At 53.1% G+C, this 25,518-nt stretch carries 20 protein-coding genes; 17 read left to right on the plus strand and 3 right to left on the minus strand.

All coding sequences use genetic code 11. The features are described 5' to 3' along the window. Positions 1 to 106: 106 nt before the first annotated feature. Positions 107 to 481, plus strand: coding sequence for a CidA/LrgA family protein (locus V7028_RS01680; RefSeq protein ID WP_334118371.1), 375 nt, complete (start codon positions 107 to 109; stop codon positions 479 to 481). Continuing rightward, positions 474 to 1,223, plus strand: coding sequence for an LrgB family protein (locus tag V7028_RS01685; protein ID WP_334118372.1), 750 nt, complete (start codon positions 474 to 476; stop codon positions 1,221 to 1,223). The genes V7028_RS01680 and V7028_RS01685 overlap by 8 nt, the downstream gene beginning before the upstream one ends. Positions 1,224 to 1,228: 5 nt before the next feature. Here V7028_RS01685 and V7028_RS01690 read toward each other — a convergent pair whose 3' ends face one another. The 3 genes from V7028_RS01690 to V7028_RS01700 are packed head-to-tail and all read right to left on the minus strand — an operon-like array spanning position 1,229 to position 3,137. Continuing rightward, positions 1,229 to 1,384, minus strand: a complete 156-nt coding sequence (locus V7028_RS01690; protein WP_334118373.1) for a hypothetical protein — start codon at positions 1,382 to 1,384, stop codon at positions 1,229 to 1,231. Beyond that, positions 1,359 to 2,651 (minus strand): MFS transporter, encoded by a 1,293-nt coding sequence (locus tag V7028_RS01695; protein WP_334118374.1) that lies wholly within the window; start codon positions 2,649 to 2,651, stop codon positions 1,359 to 1,361. The genes V7028_RS01690 and V7028_RS01695 overlap by 26 nt, the downstream gene beginning before the upstream one ends. A 12-nt stretch (positions 2,652 to 2,663) precedes the next feature. Further along, positions 2,664 to 3,137 (minus strand): DsrE family protein, encoded by a 474-nt coding sequence (locus V7028_RS01700; RefSeq protein WP_334118375.1) that lies wholly within the window; start codon positions 3,135 to 3,137, stop codon positions 2,664 to 2,666. Positions 3,138 to 3,277: 140 nt separating this feature from the next. Here V7028_RS01700 and V7028_RS01705 point away from each other — a divergent pair, with 140 nt between their 5' ends. The 15 genes from V7028_RS01705 to V7028_RS01775 all read left to right on the plus strand — a co-directional run bounded on the left by V7028_RS01705 (position 3,278) and on the right by V7028_RS01775 (position 25,450). Next, positions 3,278 to 4,888, plus strand: a complete 1,611-nt coding sequence (locus V7028_RS01705) for a type II secretion system protein GspD (protein ID WP_334118376.1) — start codon at positions 3,278 to 3,280, stop codon at positions 4,886 to 4,888. A gap of 3 nt (positions 4,889 to 4,891) precedes the next feature. After that, positions 4,892 to 5,740: a hypothetical protein gene (locus V7028_RS01710; protein ID WP_334118377.1), complete on the plus strand. Its 849-nt coding sequence runs from the start codon at positions 4,892 to 4,894 to the stop codon at positions 5,738 to 5,740. A gap of 14 nt (positions 5,741 to 5,754) precedes the next feature. After that, positions 5,755 to 7,455: a GspE/PulE family protein gene (locus V7028_RS01715; RefSeq protein WP_334118378.1), complete on the plus strand. Its 1,701-nt coding sequence runs from the start codon at positions 5,755 to 5,757 to the stop codon at positions 7,453 to 7,455. Between the two features lie 2 nt (positions 7,456 to 7,457). Then, positions 7,458 to 8,708, plus strand: coding sequence for a type II secretion system F family protein (locus V7028_RS01720; RefSeq protein ID WP_334118379.1), 1,251 nt, complete (start codon positions 7,458 to 7,460; stop codon positions 8,706 to 8,708). Positions 8,709 to 8,711: 3 nt separating this feature from the next. Beyond that, a complete protein-coding gene (locus V7028_RS01725) occupies positions 8,712 to 9,581 on the plus strand; it encodes a hypothetical protein (RefSeq protein ID WP_334118380.1) in 870 nt (289 codons plus the stop codon). Next, positions 9,578 to 10,063 carry a hypothetical protein gene (locus tag V7028_RS01730; protein WP_334118381.1) on the plus strand — a complete coding sequence of 162 codons (486 nt, stop codon included), beginning with the start codon at positions 9,578 to 9,580 and terminating at the stop codon, positions 10,061 to 10,063. The genes V7028_RS01725 and V7028_RS01730 overlap by 4 nt, the downstream gene beginning before the upstream one ends. Further along, complete coding sequence (locus V7028_RS01735; protein WP_334118382.1) at positions 10,056 to 10,910, plus strand: peptidylprolyl isomerase; 855 nt, start codon at positions 10,056 to 10,058, stop codon at positions 10,908 to 10,910. The genes V7028_RS01730 and V7028_RS01735 overlap by 8 nt, the downstream gene beginning before the upstream one ends. 42 nt (positions 10,911 to 10,952) lie before the next feature. Continuing rightward, a complete protein-coding gene (locus V7028_RS01740; RefSeq protein WP_334118383.1) occupies positions 10,953 to 11,645 on the plus strand; it encodes a hypothetical protein in 693 nt (230 codons plus the stop codon). Positions 11,646 to 11,787: 142 nt separating this feature from the next. Further along, a complete protein-coding gene (locus V7028_RS01745; protein WP_334118384.1) occupies positions 11,788 to 12,324 on the plus strand; it encodes a hypothetical protein in 537 nt (178 codons plus the stop codon). An 8-nt stretch (positions 12,325 to 12,332) separates the two neighbouring features. After that, positions 12,333 to 17,423 carry a tail fiber domain-containing protein gene (locus V7028_RS01750; protein ID WP_334118385.1) on the plus strand — a complete coding sequence of 1,697 codons (5,091 nt, stop codon included), beginning with the start codon at positions 12,333 to 12,335 and terminating at the stop codon, positions 17,421 to 17,423. A gap of 311 nt (positions 17,424 to 17,734) precedes the next feature. Continuing rightward, positions 17,735 to 18,895 carry an NAD-dependent epimerase/dehydratase family protein gene (locus V7028_RS01755; protein WP_334118386.1) on the plus strand — a complete coding sequence of 387 codons (1,161 nt, stop codon included), beginning with the start codon at positions 17,735 to 17,737 and terminating at the stop codon, positions 18,893 to 18,895. A gap of 113 nt (positions 18,896 to 19,008) precedes the next feature. Further along, positions 19,009 to 21,114, plus strand: a complete 2,106-nt coding sequence (locus V7028_RS01760; RefSeq protein ID WP_334118387.1) for a CocE/NonD family hydrolase — start codon at positions 19,009 to 19,011, stop codon at positions 21,112 to 21,114. 57 nt (positions 21,115 to 21,171) lie between these two features. Continuing rightward, positions 21,172 to 21,831: a TetR/AcrR family transcriptional regulator gene (locus V7028_RS01765; RefSeq protein ID WP_334118388.1), complete on the plus strand. Its 660-nt coding sequence runs from the start codon at positions 21,172 to 21,174 to the stop codon at positions 21,829 to 21,831. 379 nt (positions 21,832 to 22,210) lie between these two features. Next, positions 22,211 to 24,055 (plus strand): DUF1302 domain-containing protein, encoded by a 1,845-nt coding sequence (locus V7028_RS01770; RefSeq protein WP_334118389.1) that lies wholly within the window; start codon positions 22,211 to 22,213, stop codon positions 24,053 to 24,055. A 27-nt stretch (positions 24,056 to 24,082) separates the two neighbouring features. After that, positions 24,083 to 25,450, plus strand: coding sequence for a DUF1329 domain-containing protein (locus V7028_RS01775; protein ID WP_334118390.1), 1,368 nt, complete (start codon positions 24,083 to 24,085; stop codon positions 25,448 to 25,450). Positions 25,451 to 25,518 lie beyond the last annotated feature (68 nt).

Raw genomic sequence — 25,518 nt, forward strand, 5'->3', positions numbered from 1 at the left:
GTATTCCCCTTGGATTTATTCTTCAAAGCTTACTTTTAAGGTTCCATTCTAACGCCTGAGCCACTTTCAGGTTGACTATAAAAAAATCATGGGGCTACACTGCCACATGCTTAAATCATTGACGATACTTCTTGCTTTTCAGGCCTTGGGCGAGTTGCTCAGCTTTGCGCTGTTTCCCTCCATCCCCGGCCCAGTGTTGGGGTTAATCTCGCTGTTGGCATTCTTTTTTGCCAAAGGAGGGGTGCCAGTTGACATTCAAACCACGGCCAATGTATTCACGGCCAATCTGGGCTTGCTGTTCATTCCGGCGGCGGTGGGTGTGGTGGTTTTTTGGCCTGTGTTGGCTGAATTCGGCGTGGTTATTCTGCTCACCTTGCTGGTCAGCGTGGTTGTAACCCTGGTGGGCACGGCCTTGGTGTTGGACCGTTTGGCGGCCCGCTTCATGCCGGGAGATGTTAGCGAGGCACCGAAAAATGACTGATACCACCCGCCGTTTGGTTGAACTGCCAGAAATCTGGGTTTACCTCAGCGGCAACCCCTTGAGTGCCTTGTTTCTCACCTTGCTGGCCTATCAAATTGGCCTTTGGTGTTACAGAAAAAGCGGGCAACATCCATTCACCAACCCGGTGATGATCGCGGTGCTGTTGCTGGCCATTTTTTTGCAGCTTACCGGTTTAAGTTATCAGCAGTATTTTGAAGGCGCGCAGTTTGTGCACTTTTTGCTGGGTACCGCCACTGTGGCACTGGCCGTGCCAATTTATCAAGGGTTGACGGCGGTGAAAGGCCAAACCATCCGCACCCTGGTGTTGTTAAGCGTGGCCTTACTGGTGGGGGGCGCGCTTTCCATTTCAAGTGCATTGGGTGTGGCGTACCTGCTGGGTGCCAATATGGACATTGTGCAAAGCCTGTGGGCAAAATCCGTTACGGCGCCGATCGCCATGGGCGTGAGCGAACGCATTGGCGCGTCACCTACGCTTACAGCCTTGTTCGCGATTGTGACCGGAATTTTGGGGGCGGCGGTGGGCACTGTGCTGTTCAATTCAATGGGCATGAAGCGCTGGTGGGTGCGTGGCTTCACGATGGGGTTGGCCGCGCATGGCATTGGCACTGCACGTGCGTTTTCAGTGCACCCTGAGGCTGGGCGCTACGCCAGCCTGGGCATGGGGCTGCATGGCATATTTGGCGCGCTGTTAATACCGTGGATGTTCGCGCTACTCGCGTAGCTGTGTCAAAAACAAGCTGCCCATGCGGCCACATACACCGCCCGCATGTCCGGGCTGGCGTAACCCAGCGTGATCAGCAGGGCGACTACCAGCAGGGCCACTTTGGCCCAGCGTGGCATCAAACGATTAACGCTTTCAAGCGGTTTGTGTTGCGGGTTCATTGTGTTGTGCGCTTTTTTCCTCAATAGGCCAGTTTACCGCAGCCGCAATCACACTCAAAGCCACGCAAAGCCACCACACCAGTTGGTAGCTGCCTGTGGCATCAAACAACAACCCGCCCAGCCAGCCGCCCACGAAAGCACCAATTTGATGGAACATGAACACCAGGCCACCCAGCATGGACAGGTTTTTCACGCCGAACATGGCTGACACCGTACCCGTGGTCAAGGGCACAGTGGAAAGCCACAGCACGCCCATGCACGCCGCAAACAAATACACGCTCCAGGTGGTGAGTGGCAACAAAACAAATGCCACGATCAGCAAACCCCTCAAGCCATAAATGCCGCTGAGCAACATGGGCTTGCGAAACTGCCCACCCCAAAGCCCAGCCAGGTAACTTCCCAGAATGTTGAATAAGCCAATCAGCGCCAATGCATTGCTGCCCGCACTGGCGGGTATGCCGCTGTCTTGCAGGTAGCTGGGCAGGTGCACGCTGATAAACAGAATCTGAAAGCCGCACACGAAATAACCCACACTCAGCATGATGAAAGCCTTGTGTTGCATGGCTTGCGCAAGCGATGCCCACATGCCCAATTCTTTCTGGGGGGGCATGGGCAATATTTCGTGGTGGGAAGCGGTATTCGGGCATTCCGCACTGCAGGGTGTTTCGTCCACCAGTACGGTTTTTGCTTTTTTTTCTACCAGCGGCCAGGCCAGTGCCAAAATCACCACAGCGATACAACTCAGCACGGTGAGGGCCGATGACCAGCCAAATTCATTGATCAAAAAAAGACCGCCGGGCAGAAAAGCAAATTGCCCAAGCGAACCGAGTGCCATGGAAATGCCCATGGCCATGCTGCGTTTTTCTGGTGGCATGGCACGGCTGACCGCGCCGAACACCACCGGGAAGGTGGTGCCGCTCAAACCCAAACCGATCAAAATGCCAGCACTCAAAGTCAACATGCCGGGGCTGTCAACCGTACTCATCAAGAACAGGCCCAGTGCATACAGCATGCCACCCAGAATCATGGTGATGGCTGAACCCAGCCGGTCGGCCATTCGGCCAACAAAGGGTTGGGCCACGCCCCACACCAGGTTTTGCATGGCAATGGAAAAAGCGAATATTTCTCGCCCCCACTCATTGCTCAAGCTGACTGGTTGCAAAAACAGGCCAAACGAATGGCGGATTCCCAATGAGATGGTCATGATGAAAGCCCCACACCACAACACGGTGAGGGGCGATACAGACTTGTTTGAATTCAAGTACATGGCAAATTGATATTAAGGTTTGAGGTAGGCAAAGCCCTGTTGGGTTTGTAAATCGGCAATGCGCACCACTCCCGAGGGTGTGAACTCTGCTTCCATCACAAACTGGTCTTTTTTCAGGTTACGGTTCTTCAATGTGATTTCACACACCTCGAACCGCACTCCACGGGCTGTTAGTGCACTCACCAATGGCGCGTATGCGGTGCCGGTTTTCTCATGTTTGGCGCCTTCCATCAGGAAATCCACGCCAGTGGCATGGCTAACCACAATGATGGTGGTTTTGGGAGACACATCCAGGTGATTGCGCAAGTTTCTCAATGCCCCCAAGGCTTGGGTGTCGGCATCATTGATGTGATACACCACTTTGGAGGTGATGTCTTGCGTGTTCATTCGTTTCTCGGGTTCCGCGCTTTGGGTGCTGGCAGTACCTGCCAACATAATGCCCGCAATCAGGGCCAGCGCGGCTTTCTTGGGAAAAATCAGCTTCATAAGTGTCTCCTTGGTTTCTTGGTGGATTCCGGGTTATCCCACGAAAAGGTGGGGTCGACGAGGTGACTCCTTAGAGGGATGTTTAACCCACCCCACATCCGGATACTCAACTGTACCGATTTAACAGGATGAGCAACAGTATGAAATCCAACACCGCATTAAACACCGCTTTAACGGTGAGTAAAATTGGTGTTTACGCGGCTGTCGCCCTGGGCGCAGTGGCTTGCTCATCCTTAAGACCATTTGGGCAGGAAGACGAGTTTCGTGCCAAGTTGAAGGCGCCGGAAATTACCGGGGCCAGTCAGGCGGCACCCCAGATGACCTTGCCTATTGAGCGCTTGCCTTCCGATACCTTCTGGGTTCGTCCACAAATTTCCGAAGGCGAGTTGCCAAACCGCATGGTCGAGAACTTGTCGGTGACAGAGCGCGGTTTGTTTGATGTGCTGCAGCTGATTTTCGCCAGCACCAATATGCCATTGAGTTTTGAGGGTGGGGCGGATGCAGCGTCCCGGTATGGGGTGGTCACGCTGAACAATCTCAGTGGCACTTTGCCGCAGGTGATGAACAAGCTGGGCGAGATCATGGGGTTTTTCTGGACAGTGACTGAGTCGGGCGTGTTGAGGATCATGCCTGAACAACAGTTTGTCGTCACAATGCCGCCGGTGCTGAATGAGGACAGCATGGCAGGCATTACCAATACCATGCAGTACCTGGGCGCGCGTGATGTGTATCTGGACCGCATTAACCGGTCGCTGGTGTTTCGCGCCAACCGCCGCGCATTGGGTGACATTCAAAATTATCTGGAGAGGGCGCGGGCCACGCGATCGTTGATTGTGTACGACATGAATGTGTTGCAAGTTGACTTGAATGACTCCAACAACATGGGTGTGCGTTGGGAGCTGTACAAGACGGGCGGCGGCATTAACACAGCACCTGATTCATCCATTGCTGGTGCATCCAGCACAGCAGACCGAATTACGCAATTGACTCGCACAGCCTCGGGCATTGAAACCCTGATTTTTGGTGAAAACTTTTCCACCAATTTTCTGATTGATTTTTTAAAGTCGCAAGGCGATGTCAAAACATTGAGCCAGCCAAAAATTGGTTTGATGAATGGCACCAATGGCAACATTCGCGTGGGTCAGTCCACCACATTTGTCTCGCGTGTGGGCTCGCAAATTGTGAATGGTGTAGCGCAATCCACCGCTGATACGCAAAACCTTCGTACGGGTCTGGAGGTTTCGCTGACTGGCGAGGCGCACGATTCAACAATCTACACCCGCATCAATATTTCAATCACCGAGCTGTTGGCGCTAAAGCGTTTCACCGCCTTGGGCGTGGACTTGAATTTGCCTGAGGTGGCTGACCGTGAATTGAAAACCCAGGTGCGTTGCCGCCCTGGCGACACGATTTTGCTGGGCGGCATTACGGTTTCGCGGGCGCAAGATGATTTTCAAAGCGGATTGGGTACACGTAGCCGCACCGAGAGCACCAAGCAAACCGAACTGGTTGTGACCATTCGCCCGCGCCTGTTGTTGTTCGGGGAAGTGGCCAAGCTGCAGCAACCTGCAGAGCAGTTGCCCGTGTCGGAAACACCCGCCCCAATCAAACGCAGAGTTGAACCAAAGGCACCCAGTGTGCTCGAGCCAGTGGCGGCAGTAGGCGGCCCCTTGCGTTTGTCTACAAGGCTGGGTTTTGTGCCGTCGCAGATTCAAATGATCTCGAAACTGACCCCGTTTCAGGAGCAGTGAGTCATGCAAACTTTCCAACAACGACTCCTGACGCAAGGCTTGGTTGCGACTCTTGTGGTGTGGTCGGGTGGGGTTTTGTCGCAGCAAACAATTGCAAACCCATTGGTTCGCCCAGCCATGTTGCAGGGTACGCCTGCGGCCAGTGGGTCAGAGTCTGCAGAGGCCTCCCAGCGCCAGGCAGCCACCGGCGATGCTGCCGAGCTGCGTCGGCAGGCGGAGCGGCGAATTACCCAGGAAGACTTGAACATTCGACAACAGGCCTTGAATTCTCCTGTGTTGCCGGTTCCGCTCATCAACCTGTTTGCCAACATGCAGGTCACGGCCTATTTTCAGGGCGCAATTGTAATGCGCCGGGTTGAAAACGATTTTACGCCCCAGCAAGTTAGTCAGCCTGTCGCTGTTCAGCAATCGGGTAACAGCCGTGGCGAAACCCCCACTGCCGTTGTTGTGCCTCGCCCCGTGTCGCGCTCATCGGGGGCACTTCGTTTGCGGGTGGGTAAAACAGAAAATGTCAGTGGTTATCCCCTGCGGGCCATGGTCAATGGCCAGGACATCACAGTCGATTGGCGGAGTGAAAACGGTACTTGGGTCAATGTGTTTTATGGTGCGCTTGAGTCGAGTGCTGGTGGCCTGCCACAAGTACCCAGCGATTCACAGTTGTTGAAGGTGGAAACCAATCAGTTTGATCATTTGGTGCCGGTGTTGCGAACACAAACATTTTCGCCTTCCGGCGCTTTGGGTGGCCAGCAAGGCGGCAACTTTGGCTCCGGGTTTGGCGGTGGCAATGGCGGTTTCGGTGGTAACCAGGGTGGCAACAATCAACCAGGTTTTGGCACGGGCTTTCCCAACTGAAGGAAACATGCAGCATGAAATCACTTGAAGCGGATTTGGTGCAAGCCGGGCTGGATGACCACCAGCTCAATCTGCTTCGCCAGCAGCATAGTCACCTTCGTGGAGAAGGACGGTCTGCCGAGCTTGGCAGTCTGGCATTGCGCTCCCGGTTTATTAACCTGGATGACCTGTTAGATCAGGGCTCTCCGGAAGACTCCAATGTGATTGGCGATCATTTCACATTGCAAACCATTTTGCCGCTGGAATTTTGTCGTCGCTTTGTGTGTGTGCCCACCGAGTTTTCAAAGGGTGTGCTTACTCTGCGTTGTGCCCAACCGTTGAAGGCAGCGCAACAGGATCGCATCCGCCAAATTTTGCGTGCCCCGGTTTCTGCATTGAAATTTTTGCCATCCAGTCGCCAAGAGGTGTGTGACTTGTTGTTGCGAATTGAGCAGTCGGGCTCAGTCAACGGCTTGATCACGGTTCTTCGGCATGAAGGGCTGGAGGCCGGGCGCTTGCGCAGCCTGGTTTACGCGGTGCTGAAAGAGGCCTTGTCCTTGCGTGCCAGCGACATACACCTGAGCCGCAAAGGCGACCCGGATGCCTGGATCGCCTACCGGGTTGATTCGGTGATGCGGCAAACCCATTTGTTGCCCGAGCTGCTGATGCAATCGCTGGTAGCCCGTATCAAAATTGAAGCAGGCATGGATGCATCCAATAGCCGTACGGCCCAGGATGGTCGCCTGACCGTGGAGCATGAAGGGCGCGTGGTGGACTTTCGTATTTCCACGCAACCGTTGGTGGATGGTGAGTCGGTGGTGCTGCGTGCATTGGACGCCTCGCTATTGCCCAGTCTGGGTGCCTTGTTTCCGGGGCAACCGAAAATGATTGAGTTGATCAAAAGTATCACCAACCAAACCGGAAAAACGGGGGGCTTGGTGTTTATTTCGGGTGCAACAGGCTCGGGTAAAAGTACCACGCAATACACCGTGGCTTGTGGTTTTCGGCGTGATGCCATGAATGTGATTACCGTAGAAGATCCGGTTGAATACATTTTGCCGTTTGCCAAACAAATTCAGTTGCAGGCCTTGGTCAAGCAAAAGGCGATTGAGCTTGAGCGTTCAATTTTGCGCCAAGACCCGGATATTTTAATTTTTGGCGAGGTGCGCGATGCTGACTCCGCCCGCGCCGCGTTGGCTTTTGCCGAGAGTGGTCACTTGGTCATTTCCACCATTCACGCCAACAGCGTGTTGCAGGTCAGCGAACGTTTCTTGTCCATGATCGACCCGTCCCACCGCGCCGATTCTGAATTTTTGCTTGCACATTTCTTGCGCGTGGTGATTCACCAGCGTTTAGTGCGTCGCCTGTGTTCTTGTGCCTCGTCCGTACAAGGCGAAATCCTTGAGCAGTTTCAGTCACAGGCGTTTCGACTTACGGGTGGCTTGATTCAACCGCGCGCCGGTTTGCGTCACAAGGTGGGCTGCACACGCTGCGCTGGCTTGGGGTATTCAGGCCGGGTTGCCGCACATGAAACCATGCATGTGCCGGCTGATGAATCCATGCGTGGCCGTTTTGTGAAGGCTTTTAAAAGCCAAAACCTGGAGCTTCCCGTTGATTTGCGTGAAGAGAACGGGGTTGATTACACCAGCCGGCTTCAAACCCTGCAAACCCTGCTGGATCAAGGGCTGGTGGATTGGCCCAGTGTTCTTCAGGTTCTTGGTGTGGCGGGGGGCTAAGCATGCCGATTTCAAACTTTCGTGTGGATTACCTGGCCCCACAAATGCTGGATGCCACTGCTCGGCCTGATGAAAGGTTGAGTGGTTACTTTCGCCACCAGCTGGTGATTACCGCATCCAGAAAACGCGAGGCGATTCAGCAAGTGATCGACCGTGGGGGCGTGGTGCTGGATGTGTTTGAATTGCAAGCCAAGGGTAGATTGTCTCGCCTGTTTGGCTCGAAAGTAAGTCGAAGTTACAAACAAAAATTCTTGCAGGCGCTTGCGTTCAATGTGCGTTCAGGTTTGTCGCCCGAAAAGTCGCTGGAGCAGGTGATACTGGGCGAACTTGGCGAGCCTCGTTTAATTCTGAACCAGGCCTTGAATGCGCTGCGACAGGGTTTTGGTTTTGTGGCAGCAGTGGAGCTGCTGAACTGGTTTGATGATTCCACACTCGCGGTGTTAAGCGCTGGCGAGGCAGCCGGTCAATTGAGCGAAGCCCTTGAAACAGCCGTGAGTTTTTATGAAAAAGGCTCTGACACCCTGAAGCTGATGTTTGGCGCGGTCACCTGGACTGCACTTGATTTGATCATGGCCGTGTCCACCGTAATTGGCATGCGTTTTGGTTTGATTGAACAGTTGAAAGCAACGCCACTGATGAGCGAAGACCCCACCAAGGTTGCCCAGTACAACAGTTCGCTTGCTTTGGCAGAGTGGGTCAACAACGGCTTGCTTGTTTTCTCGTTCGTGTTTTTTCTGATCCTGATTTATTTCACCATGCTGGTGCTGTCACCCGATCAAAAAACCCGCACACAGGCTTTCAGGATTCTTGAAAAAGTACCAGTGATTGGTGAACTGCTCATTTGCTCCGGCATTGCGGCAACCACCCGCGTTCTAGGCTCCTTGTTGACCGGTGGTGTGGCATTTTTGAATGCGGTACAAATTGCGCGCAAGGGCACCATTACGCCCACCGTGTCCCTGTTCTGGCAAACCATCACCGACCGCAGCGAAATCGGTGAGCAGCCCGCTGTGGCATTCAATCACCCTTTGCTTGACAGCAGTGAACGCTTGCTGATCCGCGCCCACAAAGACCAGGCACAACTGGCCGAGTGTTTGGCCTCCATTTCTCAAACCCGCGACGACAAAGCCACCAGCGCCGCGCGCAAATTCGCAGTGATCGCATTTGTTGCTTCGCTTACTTATTCAGGAATTGCGGTGTTGTTCAGCCTGGCCGTGGTGTATTTGCAAAACGAAGTTGTGTTGTCTGGAGCCTAAGCCGTGGAAGCCATCAATTTAAAAAGCATTTACTCCAACCTGATTGCAGGGCGCTTGCCTGTGGGTACAGGCAGCGCACAAAAAGTGGTCATGAATCAGGCCTATGCCATTTTGGGTACCAACCGCCTGCACGCATACCTTATCGAACGCGCAGGCCATGTGTACTACTTCGCCATTGAAAGTGCATGGCTCAGTTCGGCACCCGGTTTTAATTTGCCCTTTGTGGATGTACTGCCTGACGGGCCTTTGCATGTGGGCGAGGCGATCTACCTGATGCACGGTGCTGATTACTCGGTCGCCTTGGTCATTGAAGGCGGTAGCGTGCGTCTGTTGTGCAACGACCACGACGTGCTGAAAGACTATTTGATTGGCCTGGACCTGCACATTGTCGAGATTGAGCACAAGGGCGGCAAACCGCTCAGAAGTATTCCGCAGGCCATTCAAAGCATTACCGAGCGTTTTAGTTCTTTGATGATGAAAGGGTCTATTGGTGTGTTGATCTCGGCATCCATGGTTTTCCTGGGTTCACAGGCGGCAAGTGCGTACACCAACAGCCAAGCCGCAAGCGGGCTTAACGCGCAAGCTGTCGAGAATGACTTGAATGCCACCTTGGTCAAGCTCAGCGTGCAGCAGCCCCTTGCGCGCCAAATTTCCAGAATACAAAAAGTATCAGCCACCGTGGTGCGATCGGGTGGCTGGATTGAGAAATACAAAATGAAGGGTGAGGACGATGAGTCTTTTGAATTGGTCCTGCCCAGTTGGGTGAGTCAGGACTACCTCGATTCGTTGGGGCGCGACGTGGTCACCGATCTAAGGGATATGGAAGGGCTTCTAAGTGTACGTAAACAAGGTAAGAAGGAGTCAGTCAAGTGAAACTGGATTTAAAAAACAACAGCACCTTGTGGGTTACCGAGGCCAGTCGCCTGATGGGGCTTGCACCCGTGTTCGCAATGATGTGCGCGGTGATGATGGTGATTCTTGCCGCCTTTTCGGTGAACGATTTCTTGCGTGCCTCCGAGCTTGAAAGAAAAAGCCAGGAGTTGCCTGAGTTCACCTTGAAACGTGTGCCGGTTGGGAAAGTGGTTTATGAAGATTACGCCCGCGTGTTGGCCAGGTTGAGTCCAGATGTTCAAGTGGTTGCCGATCGCGACAGTATCAAGATTAATATTGCCGACCCTTCCAAGTACGCAGAGTTCATGTATGTATTGAACAGCGTGCAGGGTATGTCGAAAGATGTGGTGTGGCATGCCGAGGAAATTTGTTTGGCGGGTTGTGCGGGGCAGGCCTCGTTGGCCATTGTCAAAGGTATGACAGAAAAAGTGGAAGTTAAATTGAGGGGGCAGGGCGATGAGTGAATCAGACAACAAAGTTGGCGTACCGTTTGCCAAACAAAAGGTAACCCTGGGGGTTGCAGCATTGGGCCTGGCGGGTTTGTTGTCTTGGGCGGGTTGGGCTGCTTTTCAGAGCCCTTCCAGCACGGGTGTTTCACCCGTGGCCAGCGCATTCGCTGCAGGTGATTCGGCAGGCAAATCCGACCGGGAAGTGGCCAGCATCAATGGCATGAAAATTACCGAAATGGAACTGGGCGGCATGCTGCAATCGGGCGTGGACCGCGCCATTGTGATCGACCGCTATATCAACAAAGTGGTGGCCGCAGAACGCGGTCGCGAGATGTACGTGGAAGAAGCCAAAGCGGCCCTTCGCGCAGCTGAACGGGAAGTGCTTTCCACTTTGTACACCACCAAACGAATGGAAGAGCTGCGCAAAGCTGTGAGCGACGATGACGTGAAGGCTTACTACGACGCCAACGTGCTTGACCAGAATTTTCAGCAATGGAAGGTCAGTTATTACCTGAGCAATGATCAAAACGATGTGCAGCAAACCGTCGACAAATTAAAGAAGGGTGAGAAGGAGGCGCTTGAGCAGTTAAAGCCACTGGTGGCGCAGGGTGACGGTTATGCCCTGGCTCAGGCACTGCCCTACAACCTTGGGCGTGTGGTATCAAAAATGAGAAAGGGTGAATTCAGTGAGGTGCTCAGGTTACGCAACGGCCTCTTGGTGTTGAAGATTGAAGACAGCAAACAACTGAAAAAGCCCACCATGGAAGAATTGAAGCAAGACATTGTTCAGGCACTTGCTTTAGAGAAATTCAATGCCGAACTTGAGCAGGCCCGCAGGCAGGCCAAGGTGGAGTTGGGTTAATTAAACAAGGCTTGAGCAACACAGGTAATCAAGGAGAAAGTCATGAAGTCTATTTCCAGTCCCGCAGTCAGTTTGCGAAAGCAAAAACAGGCGGGTTTTATTCAGGCGGCCCTGCTGTTCGGCATTGCCTTGATGACAGCAGTGCTGGGTGGCTTTGCATTGGCCAACCGAAGTCCAACGTCACAAACCGATGTGGAACAGGCGAAAGTCAATGCTTCGGTTATATTGAAACAGGCCAGTGATCTGCGCGATGGTGTGGCCAGGTACTCCAGTGATTTTGGTTCTTCGGCTGTGCAATCCACACTCGATTTCTCCAACACCACCAATCAGGGTCTGTTCGATCCAGTTGCCCGGTACGCTTCACCGCAAATTATGCCAACCACGACTTTTGCCAGCGGCGAGGACACGACCATCAAGGCGCCCACAGCGGCGTCAGCAGGACATTGGTATATAAACAAGGTAACGCCAGGTAAAGGATTGGCCACTGTTGCGGTAGACCCCATGGTCATACTGCCGGGGCTGAGGTCAGATGTGTGTGGACGCGTCAATACGCTGTTGTATGGAATCTCAACCATTCCGCTCGCGGGCACTGCTTTGTCTGTTTGGACCACTGGCACCACAGACGCGGGAATCTCTGCAATAAGTACTGCGCCAGATCCCGCGGGTTGGCCCGAAGGCTGTATTGTCACGAGTGACACGAAGTACGTGTACTTCAAGGTGATCCAGGAAAATTAAACCCCGAGACTTCACCAAGCCCGCAGCCGCGGGCTTTTTTTACATCGCGTTTCACCAATGCAAGGGATGCGGGCTTGCATGAGTTCACCCGTTAACCCGGTATGCACGGAATTCCGCGCAAGAAACCGAGGTGAAAAAAATCGTGAACTTGAAAGCCATTCAGCGACAAAGCGGATTTATCGCTTCCTACATTTTGTACGGCATTGGTTTGCTGGCAATTGTCGGTGCTGCTTATGCGCGCCTGAATACCAGTAGCCAGCAGGGCCAGTCGGTTCAAGACACAGTCAGTGAGGTTGCTGTACAACTTGAAGTTATCAAGGGAAAGATCATGTTGTGTGCAGCGGTGTATCCCGATGGTGATCATGGCCAGTTCGACACGCGGCATGCGTACCCGGCCCCCGCGACAGTAGGCAATGTCGCTGTTATTTCAACGGTGGCCTGCCCCACGCCCAATGGCCCGCTGTCCCTTGGCTTAATGCCCGATGGAATTCCTTTGCCTGTTAGCCCACCCGATTTCGATGAGTGGGTGTATGAGCACACCGAGGCCGGTGGAATACGGCTTCGATTAATACCGCGGGTTAGCGGTGGGGCGGCAGCAACCCGAGAGCGCCTGCTTCGTCAGTATGAGGGTTCAGTCGTTACCGACGGCGATGAGCTAGTCTTCGCGGTATTGAACTAGAGGTACACATGAAGAAGAACAATTCCAAAGTCAACGCCGCCAGTTTTAAACCCAAACCACGCGTGCTTGCCGTGCAACATGCGATGCCGTACCTCGTTGCACTTGGTTTGGGCGCTGCTGTCATTTCGCCTGCGGTTGGGCGGTCGGGCGATTCCGCCGCGGCCTTCACGGCAACGCAACTGATTCGGCAGTTCACGCTGAAGAACACAGTTGCGCAGGTTAGCCAAGGAATGCAAGGCTATGTGGCCGAGGTCAACGGTGTGTTGCGGGCCAGTGAAATGGGTGGCGTGGTGAGTGGTTATCCTGTTGACATGGGGTCAGTACCCTCATCGGTTAACTTGCCTCAGCGAGATGGTGCTGGCAGACCCTTGGGTTACTGTGCCTGGGACAACAACTCGTCCACATCCAACAGCAGTTTTCTGGCTGGGCAGGGTGTTGTAAATCCTCTGGTGTATGCCGTTGTATCGCCTGGTTTGAATGGCAGTATGGAAACCAGTTGTACTTACGTTCTCGCCAATCGCAGGGGCTTGGGCGATGATTACGTGCAGGTCACAGCGCCGTCTCAAACATCTTCCAGGCAGTTCAAAAGTGCTGTCGGTACCTACGCAGAATTGACTGCGATGCCCGGTGAGGAAGGCGATATTCGCCTGGTGCTGGAAAGCAATAAACTGTATAGCTACGTGGGTGGCGCATGGCAGCCCGTAGATGCAAGTAAGTTCAGCGATGATTCAGTGGTCAACGGCCCAGGTGCAATCACCTACACCACTGGCAAAGTCACAGTGGCAGATTTTCAGGCCGCAAGCGCAACAATGACCGGCGCACTGACCGGAAGCACAGCCACATTTTCAGGCAGCGTAACCGCCAACAGTTTTATCGGGAACGGCGCAGCATTAACCGACCTGAATGCAAGCAACGTCAGCAGCGGTGTTTTGGGTGCAGCATTTGGCGGTACCGGCGTTGATTCAAGCGCTGCCGCGCAGGGCAGTTTGCTGATTGGCACAGGCGCTGGTTTTGCTTTGGGCGCAATCACCGCAGGCGACGGAATCGGTGTGCTCAACGGTGCTGGCAGCATCACCATTTCAAACACAGGTGTGCTTAGTATTGCAGGCACGAGCAACCAGGTAATCGCAAGCGCCATGAATGGCGATGTAGTGCTCAGTTTGCCGCAAGACATTGCCACCACCAGCACACCCACATTTGCAGGCGCACTCTTCAGCGGCAATATTGACGTGGCCTCAATTAGCCAGGCGGGTGTACCCGCCACACTGGCCTTTCAGTATGCCAGCGACACCGGTTCTGCTTTTTATGCTGAACCCAATTTGGGGCTTGGCAGCGGCGCATTGGCTGGTCGGAAAAATGCAGGTAACGTGGCGGTAGGCGACGGTGTACTTGGCCAAATGGCCACGACAGTTTACGGCAGCCGATCCGGCACCAGGAACACGGGTGTGGGTTATCAAACGCTGTATACAAATGACTATGGCGATGAAAACACCGCACTTGGCTACAAAAGCTTGTATGGCAACACCACAGGCTACGACAACGTTGCAGTTGGCGCACATACGCTGAGTAGCAATACAACGGGTTATTACAACGTGGCGTTGGGTAGCAATGCGCTTGATCAGAGCTCAACTGGCTTTTACAACACAGCGTTGGGTCACTACGCAATGCCTGCGTTAACTACTGGTAATGCGAACATTGCAATAGGCCACCGTTCTGGCAACACCATCACAACCGGTAGTCAGAATATTTTGATTGGCGACCTGGCCGGCAATGGCACCTTGACCAGTAACAGCAACATTGCTTTGGGCAACAGCACTGTGATTGGCAATGCACTTTCTTATGCCGTCACAATTGGTAGTGATTCTTCGGTAAGTACATCCAATACAGTAGTATTGGGCCGCACCACAGACAACACAGTAATTGGTGCAACCGGCGACGATGGCAGTGGCAACAAGTTGCAAGTCACTGGCGGTTTGCGTGCATCGGGCAATGTGTTTCTGAATACAGGTAGTGCTGCCAACTACACGCAGTTGCGAGATCTTCGGGTGATGTCTTCAACCAATGACGATGGCTGGGATCACCTACGCATTCAATCGAGCTCAACCACTACCACCATTGATGCGGGCGGTGCAGAAAACGGGCTTGTTTTTCGTGTGGGCCAAGGCGGGTCGGGGGGAGTAGGCGATCAAACCTACAACACAGTGCTTACGCTGAACCCCGATCAGTCTGCCGTGTTTGCAGGCCGGGTCGATGTTCAAAGCCTGTATGTCAACGGCGAACAAATAGCGCCGGTCAACAAGGCAAACATTGATGCGGCACTTACCTTCACTAGCACCGTGGGTGCGTCCTTTCCTCAAAGCAGTTTGGCCCTGGGCATTAATGCCCTGGACGCAGACCCACGCGCAGGCAACGTTGCAATTGGCGAGGGCGTACTCACCAGCCTGTCATCCAGTGCCGTTACTACTGAGGGAATTTTCAATACCGGTGTGGGCTTCAATGTGCTTGTCTTGAACAGCACCGGTTCTTACAACACAGCAATAGGCACTTATACGCTGAATTCCAACACCACGGGCTCTAACAATACAGCGGTGGGTGTGTACGCCATGGCGAATACCACCACCGGTTTCGACAACACTGGCGTGGGTCGCAATGCACTGAACCTGAATACCACTGGTAACTTCAACAATGCCGTGGGTGTGAATGCGCTTTTCAGCAACACCACCGGTGCACAAAACAATGCGATCGGTAACAATGCCATGTTTTCAAACACCGCGGGGTATCAAAACGTGGCAGTGGGCGATAACGCGATGTACACCAACTCGGTGGGTTATCAAAACGTGGCGATTGGACCCGATGCCCTACGCAACAACAGCACTGGGTATCAGAATATTGCAATTGGCTACAATGCGCTGCGCAATACAAATACGGGTTATCGCAACACATCAGTGGGTGCGAATTCCCTGTTGAATAACACCGACGGTTTCGATAACAGCGCGTTTGGTGTGAATGCATTACAGGCCAACACCAGTGGCGACTACAACAGTGCTTTTGGCGTGAGTAGCATGCTGAGCAATACACTGGGCGAGCGAAATGTCGGCATGGGTTTTAATACCCTGCTCAGCAACACCACTGGCTCAAATAACGTTGCAGTGGGCGCCAATGCGATGATCAACAACACCACCGGCAATGAAAACACCGCAGTGGGTGACAACGCACTTTTGCAGAATACAACTGGTTATTCAAACGTTGCAGTGGGGCGTGGTTCTTTGCTTGGCAACACAACGGGTTATTACAACATTGCCATCGGGCGCAACTCCTTGCTCACCAACAGCACCGGCTACAACAACAGCGCTTTGGGATTTAGCAGCCTTATTTTCAACACCACTGGTTTGAACAACACCGCCTTGGGTACTTCCTCCATGTTCAACAGTACAACAGGCTTGGATAACACCGCAGTTGGCCTGGCTTCCCTGTACTCCAACACCACGGGTAACTCCAATGTGTCTTTGGGCATGAATGCCTTGTTTGGCAATGCAACAGGCAGTTACAACACGGGCCTGGGCACGTCGAGTGATGTGTTGTCGAACAACTTGAACTACGCCTCTGCAATTGGTGCCTTTGCCCGTGTCACAACATCGAATACTTTGGTATTGGGTGCTTTGGGTGTGGGCAAAGACGGCGTGGTGTCTTCAACCGATGATCAGGTTGTTATTGGTGCAACATCGCGCAATGACACAATCTCCAACACCATTTTCCATGTGGCCGGTGTATCCAACTTTTCATCGATGCTGTATGCAACTGGCGGAGCCCAGGTGTCTTCTAATCAGTTGTTGCGTTTCGGTGGCAATCATGAGGGAACGGACACCCTCGCGATTTATCGAATCAACACCGCATCCGATGAATCCCTGCTGCGCATTGGTATTGGCGACAATGCAAATACTTTTGGAACTGGAGCCGCCGATGAGTTTCAAGTGGGTCGTCTTAACCCGGACAATTCCTTTGATCCGGTATTCCGCATAGCAGGCAATGGCGATGTAATCGCAAGCGGGTACATGCAGGCCACCGCATTCAACGTCAGTTCTGATCGCAGGCTGAAAACCAATATTCAGGCACAAGATTCCGGTTCGGTTTTAAGCCGGCTTGAACAACTGCAAACCTACAGCTATGAGTACCTGGCCAACCCCAACCTGGGGCGGCGCATTGGTGTAATTGCGCAAGAAATTCAAAACCTGTTTCCCGAAGCGGTGGCAACCCGCGCCGACGGCATGATGTCAGTGGACTACAGTGCCTTGGGCGCTATGGCGGCCATGGGTGTTGGGCAGCTGAGCAAACAAGTCAAAGTGCTCGACAAAACAGTGGGCGAACATGGGCAGCGAATCACCGTGCTGGACGACCGTGTGAATCAACACGACACGCGCATTACTTCGCTTGAAAGCTGGAGAACCGATGCCAGCCAACGCATGAACGGCATGCAGAATGCGATTGATTTGAATGTCCAGAAAATTGCGGAAAACGCAGTGACCATTCAAACCAATTCAATGGCCATTGAGCGTTTGGACGACGCCTTGTTCACGCTAGATGGGCACGTGAAAAACAATTCAGATTTAATCAACAACATCAATTCACGCTGGGCAAAAAACTTCAGCGAGTCAGCAGATGGTTCGCTGCTCACCGTGACTGCTGTGGAGTTGAAAGTCAGCAATTTCACGGCACAGCAGGTGCGCGCAAATTCAGTGTATTCGCAACGCCTGGAAGCTGAAATGGCAAGAATCGCAGACCTTGAAGTCAACAACCTGAGGGCCAATTCAGCCGTGGCCAATACTGTGCAGGCCGAGCAAGTGAACACCGGGTCGGTCCAGGTTTACGCCGGTGTGGGTTTGCCTGCCGTGCTGTTTGCTGCCAAATCAGACGGTCACTACACCGTCAGCACCAGCGCACTCGATGGCAGCTATGCCACTGCAACCGTGATTGTGAACGCGGGGCAAGCCAAAGTGGTGTCGGTGGCCAGCGAGGGCATTGAACTGTATGCCGAAGGCAACCAGGTGAAGGTGATTGCCGCAGGCAAATCGATTAAAGCCAGCTGGATCAAAATGGGGTAGTCGCGAAGGGTGAAGGCGAAACCCCTAGGCTCGAATAATCTCGTGCTGCTCCTGTCAGTCTTCAAACGAAGGTGCGACAGTGCAAAACCAGCTTGTTCCGTCAGCCAACCCTTCAGCGCACACGCAGGTGCATTGTGACCCCGAGTGGGTGCAGCCCCGTACACAGATTCAAGCGGATGAACACAGTGTTTCTGAATGCCTTTTTCGTCTTCTTGGAATGCTCGGACCCGTGTTGAAAAGGCAAGCCACGGATTGACAATCAATCGCTTTCGGGTAAGGTTAGGTTCCTCGACCCTGCGCGCAGAAACAATATGGGAATAAAAATGGAGGCCTTGCCGGCCCCTGATCAGCTTAAAAATGCAGTGCCAAAAACAGAAGAGCTGCAAACTAAAGAGCTGGCCGAACTTGAAGCGGTTGGCCCCAATCTGATCAAGAAGGCCCGTCAAAAGCAAACCGTGTTGGTAACCGGACATGCAGGCTTTATCGGTTTCCACACCGCCAAGGCACTGCTTGAGCGCGGCGACAAGGTAATTGGTTTTGATTCCCTGAACAGCCACTACGACACCCGGCTAAAGCGGGAGCGTTTAAGCATGCTGGACGAAATTGCCAAGGTAACCGGATCGAGATACCACACGGTGAGGGCCGATTTGTGCGACCGCACCGAACTGCATGATTGCCTTGAGGCCTACAAAGTGCAGCGAGTGATTCACCTGGCCGGGCAAACCGACAAGTTTTTGTCGAATGAAAACCCGACCGAATGCGTGCAGAACAACATCAATAGTTTTGTGTCGCTTCTGGAAGCCTGCCGCCATTTCAAGATTCATCATTTGACGTATGCCAGCAGCCATGCTGTATACGGCGCGGGGTTTCAAAAACCCATGAGCGAACGCGACAGCGCCAGCCACCCGCAGCGGTTGGACGCTGCCACGCAGCGCGCTTGTGAATTGATGGCACACTCTTACAGCCATCAGTTCAATTTGCCCACCACGGGCTTGCGGTTCTTCTCGGTGTATGGCCCATGGGGCAGACCCGATTCCGTGTTGTTTGCATTCACCAAACGCATTCTGGAAGGCAAGCCCATTCAAATTTACAACGACGGCAGCAACACCCGTGATTACACCTACGTGGCCGATTTGGTGGAAGCCATTTTGCGCGCCAGTGACACCCCGGCCGAGCCCAATCCGTTCTGGCTGGTTGAAGCACCTGACCAAGCCAGCAGTAGTGCGCCATGGCGAATTTTGAATGTTGGCAACAGCAAACCTGTTTCCATTGAAGAACTGATTGCTGCTTTGGAAAAAGCGTTGGAATGTACCGCAGTGAAGGAATTCATCACCGGGCCAATTCTTGAGCGAAGCGAAAGTTGCGCCGATGTGTCGGCCCTGGTGCTGGCCACCCAGTTTCAGCCTGGCACGCCAATTGAGCAAGGAATTGCTGAATTTGTGGCGTGGTACCGCAGTTATTTTCAAATGTAGTTGAGGCTTCAGCTTTCCAGTGTCGTAAACCCGACACTATCGACACATCCATTTCCTGTCACATCCCGGTAACAAAAGGATACAAAACCAATACCGAGGCAGGAGACAACACAATGACAGCAGTGCCTTTTTCCAGGTTGTTTAGTGCAACCTTGCTGGCCGCCGCCACTTTGGCCCTTGCTGGCTGTGGTGCCGAGGATCAAACGACCAGCTTTGGCAGCACAAGCAGCACGGGCAATTCAACCAGCCCGGCCGAACAGGCCGAACCGCCCGTCGCGTTGTTTGCAAATGCTGCAAATCCCGATTTCAGCGCAAGCCCACGAGAATTTGAAGCGCCCGCCTGCGAAAACGCAGACCAGCCCCGAGCAGGCGGTGGTGTGTACAGCGTCAATTTGCAATCAGCCAGCGGGCAGAACATTGCTTTTTCTGTGTTCGAGCCTGCAAATATAGATTGTGCCAATGGTAACCCCTTGGTATTGCATGGCCACGGCTATGGTGGTTCGCGCTCACAATCACCCAGTGGAATTCTCAAGCGCTTGGTTGACAACGGCGCGGGCGTGATCAGCATTGACCAACGTGGTTTTGGTGAAAGCGGCGGTTCGGTCCGCGTGCTGGATCCAGATTTCGAAGGGCAAGACCTGTTGCAAATTCTGGACTGGGCCGAAGCCAATCTTGACTGGCTGCGCTACAGCAACAAAAAGCCGGTGGGTGGTAAAAAATTCAACATGGTGCTCGGCGCTACGGGTGGCAGTTATGGCGGTGGCTATCAGCTCCTGATTCACAACATTGACCCCAAGAAGCGCCTGGACGTGTTGACGCCCGACATCGCCTGGAACGACTTGCGTTACAGTTTGAACCCCGGCGGTGCCTACGGCATTGAAAACTTCCAGCCGGTGGAGGGCGCAGTCAAGCCCATTGGTACTGTTAAATCTGGCTGGGCCTTGTTGCTTGTTGCAGGTGGTGAATCGGGTTCATCCCAAAACAGCGGGCAAGACAACCTGATCCGTGAAACGCTGTTGCGTGGCGCAAGCGCCAACCGCTTCCCTGAGGGCGCACTGGAATTCTTCCGCTACCACAGCCCAAGCTATTGGTGCGATTCCGAAGCTGCAGGCGCACAAACCTTCCTGCAAAGTGATGTAACCCCCGGCCTGGCACAAAAAACGCCCGACCCCGTGGACATTCTGTTTACCCAAGGCTTTCGCGACACCCTGTTCAATTTCAACGACGCACTGCACAACTTCAGCTGCTACCGCGCACTTGAAGACAAGAAAGGCAAGAAAGCCGATGTACGTTTGATTACCCATCAAAGCGGCCACATCCTGCCCTTGTCCGCATCCACTGTGCCCGGTTTGGCCGACCTGACCGAACAAGGTGTTTTGAACGAAATGGAGTTTCAGAAACCCGGCGGGCCTTTCGCCTGTGGTGAGCTGGGCATTGCAGATGCGCAGTTTGCATTCTTGGTCGACAAATTGTTCACACCCGCCGAGGCTGAAGCCATCAAGGCAGCCGACGCATCCAATGCATTCGGTCTGCTGGCGGCCAACAAAGGCAAAGTGTGCCTAAGCTTGAACGACGATGTGGGGCAGGGCACTGCATCTGAAAATGCAGCAGTGTGGGTCAACGAAAATACACTATTGAACAGCCTTGCACCCAAAGCCAAAGGTCAGGCCACGCAGTCTGCAGTAGGGCCAATTGCAATTGACTTCACCCCAGGCGCTGAACCCACTGCTGTATTAACCAGTGCAGCCACCGGGATTTTGCGTTATCCATTTGCGCCGGCGGTCATGCCGATTGAATTGCCTGCGGGCGTGAACACTATTGCAGGCATTCCAACTGCAACCCTGGAAATTGCGCCACCTGCAGACATGCTCATGAACCCCGTGTGCAGTGAAATTTATGCCGTCACGACCATGTCGCCCGTTGGCTTGGTGGGGTTGGAACCAGGTTGTGACCCCATGTTGTTCGTGGGTCTGGGTGTAAACCGCAACGGCGCCTGGCGCTTGATCGACGATCAGGTTACTCTCATTCGCGGTTTCGGCAAACGCCATGTTGAATTGACTGGTGTTGCTGAAAAACTGGGCCAAGGCGAATCGTTGGGCCTGCTCGTCTACGGGTACCACCCGCAATACCCGGTGACCTCCTCGCGCGACCTTCTCACGCCAATCGTTGCGCTACGCGGAACTTTGAATTTGCCCGCACTGCAAAATTTAATGCCATAATCCGCCTGTTAATTGATTCCATGCAGCGCCCACTTCACGTGGGCGCGCTTATTTCCATTGAAAACACAGGCCAAAGCAGAAGCAGTTGAAAATACTCAGGGTGTGCGTCCTGCCATGCAGGCGCGCAGTTTGAAAAAGAGGCACGACTTGCTGAAAGCCGGTCGCAAACTGTTGCACACCCGTGTGCTTGAAGAAATTTCCATCAAAGACATTTGTGCTGAAGCCAGTTGCACCGTTGGTTCTTTCTACAGCCGCTTCGAAGACAAGGAAAGCTACTTCGATGCGCTGATCGCAGAAAGTTGCCAGGAACTGCTGATGAGTGCGGCCAGCCAGTTTGACGACCGCAACTGGGTAGGGGTGGACGGCAAGTTGATTTGCGATGAAGTGGTCAGCTTTCTTGTCAGTATTTTTCAGGGCGAATACAGTTCTATCCTGACAGAGGCCTTCATCCGCGAATCCAAGGGTTTTATTGAATCAACCCCCATGCGAGACGTCGGTTTCGGTTTCATCACCACCGTGTCCAAGCCACTGCTTCCACACATCGACAGCGCTGTTCACCCAGACCCCATGCGGGCCTTGGCCTTTGTTGTTCAGGTGGCGTACGGCGCCCTGCACAATGCGCGCCTGCGCGACGCCGGGCCAGTGAAGTTCCGAACAGCAGAATTCGAAACAAGGCTTCAGGATTTGGTTAGTCGTTACCTTGGAATCAAGCCGTAGTAATCCTTGTAGTGAAATTACTACTAAATTGCATTGATTGACAAATCGCGCAACATTTCATGTTACTCCGGTGGTACATTTTTAGATAAGGCGCTCTAATTTACTAAAACTGTAATTATGGTTTTATTTTTATTGGCGCTGCTTTACACTAATCAAAAAATGAATACATAGCATCAATCAAGGTGCACTACTGGAGGTGACATGTCTTATTTCTCAACAGGTTCCCGAAGTTCCCCATGATGGTTGTGCCGCGCCTTTTGCAGGCCGGAACAACTATTCGATTTTTCAGTTGATTTTCGGACATTCTCTATGAAGGAGCATGTTCGGCAATAGCAGGTGCTTCCCGCATCTGCCTACTCGATAATTACCTGGGGGCTACATGAACACACATCTTTTTAAAAAAACAAAAACAAGCACAGCAGTGCGCAACATGATCGCAGTGGGGCTTTTTGCAGCGGCTGTAATGCCTGCAAGCGCAGCTGAATTTCAAATTGGTGACTTCGACCTGAGCGTGAACTCTACCGTTTCAGCAGGTACCAGCTTCCGTATTGAGGGGCAGGACCTTGCATTGGTCGGCCGCAACAATACGACGGCCAGCGGTGAACGAGGCACAGGTTTGTCCAATACTGGCGATGATGGCAATTTGAACTTCCAAAAAGGAGACACCTTTTCTACGATTGTGAAGGGTGTCCACGACTTTGACTTGAAGAAAGACAACTACGGTTTCTTTTCCCGCGTGAAGTGGTTCTACGACTACACCTTGAGTAAGAAAGACGTGTTCCACGGCCATGAGCCAACAGGAAACGCCCGCAACCAGCGTTTGGAAGACAGTGGTTTTCATCCCTATGCGCGCTTTGATGGCATCGATTTGCTGGATGCGTTTGCTTACATCAACACCGATGTTGGTGGAAAACCACTTGACTTGCGTTTGGGCAAACAAGTCATCAGCTGGGGTGAAAGCACATTCATTCTTAGCCCCATTGCGGGCTTGAACACGATTGACGTGTCCGCTTTTCGCCGACCTGGTGCAGAACTGAAAGAGGGTTTCACACCCTCAGAAATGCTGTATGCCAATTACGGTTTGACCGACAACACCAGCCTTGAGGGTTTTGTGCAATTGAAGTGGCGTAAAACTGTGCCCGAGGGTTGTGGTACATATTTTTCGACGTCAGATTTTGTTGCTGATGGATGCGACCGTTTGGCGTTTAATGCAAACCCTGTGGCGCCCGGCGTTTTCTTGCCAGATCAAACACAACTTGGCGCTGGCGTTTTCGTGAAGCGTGTTGAAGATCGCCAGCCTGATGACGGCGGTCAGTTTGGTTTGGCTTTACGTAGCTATTTTGAATCGCTGGATGCTGAACTGGGCGCCTATGCCATGCAGTACCACAGCCGCTTGCCGTTGGCCAGCTTGAGTAAAGGTAATTTGGGAACTACTCCAACGGCTCCAACAGCTGGAACAACATTTGGACCCACTGCAAGTTCTGGTTACGTGATCGACTATCCCGAGGATCTTCAGGTATTTGGTGCCAGCTTTGCGACCAACGTGGGTGGCTGGGCTTGGTCTGGCGAGGTGTCAATGGCCAAAGACCTGCCTATCCAGATCAACGCCAACGATTTGCTTGCAGCGGGATTGACCAACGGCGCGCCCGGTAGTGCACCATCTGCGGTAGCAACTCGAATTAATAGCGCACCCGATAATACGATCGTCAATGGTTTTGATCGTTTTGATGTAACCCAGATTCAAAACACATTTATTAAGACCTTTGACCGTGCCTTGGGTTCAAGCCAGGTGGTATTTGTCGGTGAAGTGGCCGCAATATTTGTAGAGGATCTGCCTGAAGTAACTGCAAGCAACGCAACGTCCGGCACGCGTTACGGCCGAGCAGCAGTATTCGGTTCCGCTCCTGCAAGTGGCGATAAAAATGGTTTCGTGACCGAGTTTGCATGGGGCTACCGCCTTCGCACACAAGCCACTTACCGCGATGTGTTTTTGGGCACCGATTTGATTCCAAGCATTGTTTGGTCTCATGACGTGGATGGTTATTCACCAGAACCCGGCCAAGCCTTCAATGAAGGCCGCCAGTCGGTTGGTTTGGGCTTGGGTTTTGAATTTGATGCCAATACAAGGGCTTCAATCAACTACACCACGTTCACCAATGCTGCTGACTATGATGTGCTTCGCGACCGCGATTTCATCACGCTCAGCGCATCTTACTCATTCTAAGAACAGAGACACACTGGAGGAATTTTTATGTTGAAGTTTCAAACAAAACTCACAACACTGGCTCTGGCAAGCCTGTTTGCTGTTGGCACCGCGCAGGCGGCGGTCAGCGCGCAAGAAGCTGCAAAGCTGGGCACAACCCTGACTGAATTCGGTGCGGAAAAAGCGGGCAACGCTGCCGGTACCATTCCGGCCTACACAGGCGGCCTGACCAAGGCCCCGGCTGGTTACAAAACAGGCCAGCACCTGGTTGATCCGTTTGCCAATGAAAAGCCTTTGTTCACCATCACCGGTGCCAATGCCGATCAGTACAAGGCGAACCTGTCTCCAGGCCAGCTGGAAATGCTGAAAAAGTACCCCACATTCAAAATGAATGTGTACCCCACACACCGCAGCACGGCCTATCCGAAGAAAGTGCTGGACGCAGCCAAGAAAAACGGGGCCAATGCCAAAACCGAGAATGGTGGCAACAGCGTGGTGGGTTTCGAGCAGGCCATTCCTTTCCCCATTCCCCAGAATGGCGTTGAGGTGATCTGGAACCACTTGACCCGTTACCGTGGCGGCGCAGCGAAACGCGATTTCGTGCAAGTGCCTGTTGAACGCGATGGCAGCTACATCATCAACCGCATTGAAGACACGCTGGTGTTTCCGCGCAACCTGCCCAATTTTTACAAGGCCGGTGAAGATGAAAACATCAACTTCTACTTCTATCAAATCCTGAAAAGCCCGGTTTCCGTATCAGGTAACGTGCTGTTGGTACACGACACGCTTGACCAGGTAAAAGAGGGGCGCCGCGCATGGGCCTACAACGCAGGTCAGCGTCGTGTACGCCGCGCACCCCAGGTGGCTTACGACTCACCAGGAACTGCAGCAGACGGCTTGCGCACCACCGACAACTACGACCTGTACAACGGCGCACCCGACCGTTACGAGTGGAAGTTGAAAGGCAAGAAGGAAATGTACATCCCTTACAACAGCTACAAGCTGGCCAGCAACAAGCTGACTTACAAGGAAATTCATCAGCCGCTGCACATGAATCCTGAAGTGCTTCGCTATGAGTTGCACCGTGTTTGGGAAGTGGAAGCCACATTGAAAAGCGATGCACGGCATATCTACGCCAAGCGTGTGTTCTTCATTGATGAAGACAACTGGCAAGCTTCCGTGATCGACCATTACGATGGCAAGAATGCACTGTGGCGCGTGGCGGAAGCGCATAACCTGCAGTACTACAACGAGATGGTTCCTTTCTATGCGTGCGAAGCACTGTACGACCTTCAGGCCGGGCGTTATCTCACCATTGGTTTGACCAACGAGGCAGCTCAGCCCTTCGTGTTCGACTTCACACCCGACCGCGCAAACTACACACCAGCCGGCCTGCGTCGACTCGGCGTTCAGTAACAGCAAGGTGTATCAGGCTACAGGGGGCACATGCCCCTTGTGGCCTTTTTCAATTTCAAAGGATAGTC

The sequence above is a fragment of the Limnobacter sp. genome (genome assembly GCF_036846585.1).
Classification (GTDB): domain Bacteria; phylum Pseudomonadota; class Gammaproteobacteria; order Burkholderiales; family Burkholderiaceae_B; genus Limnobacter.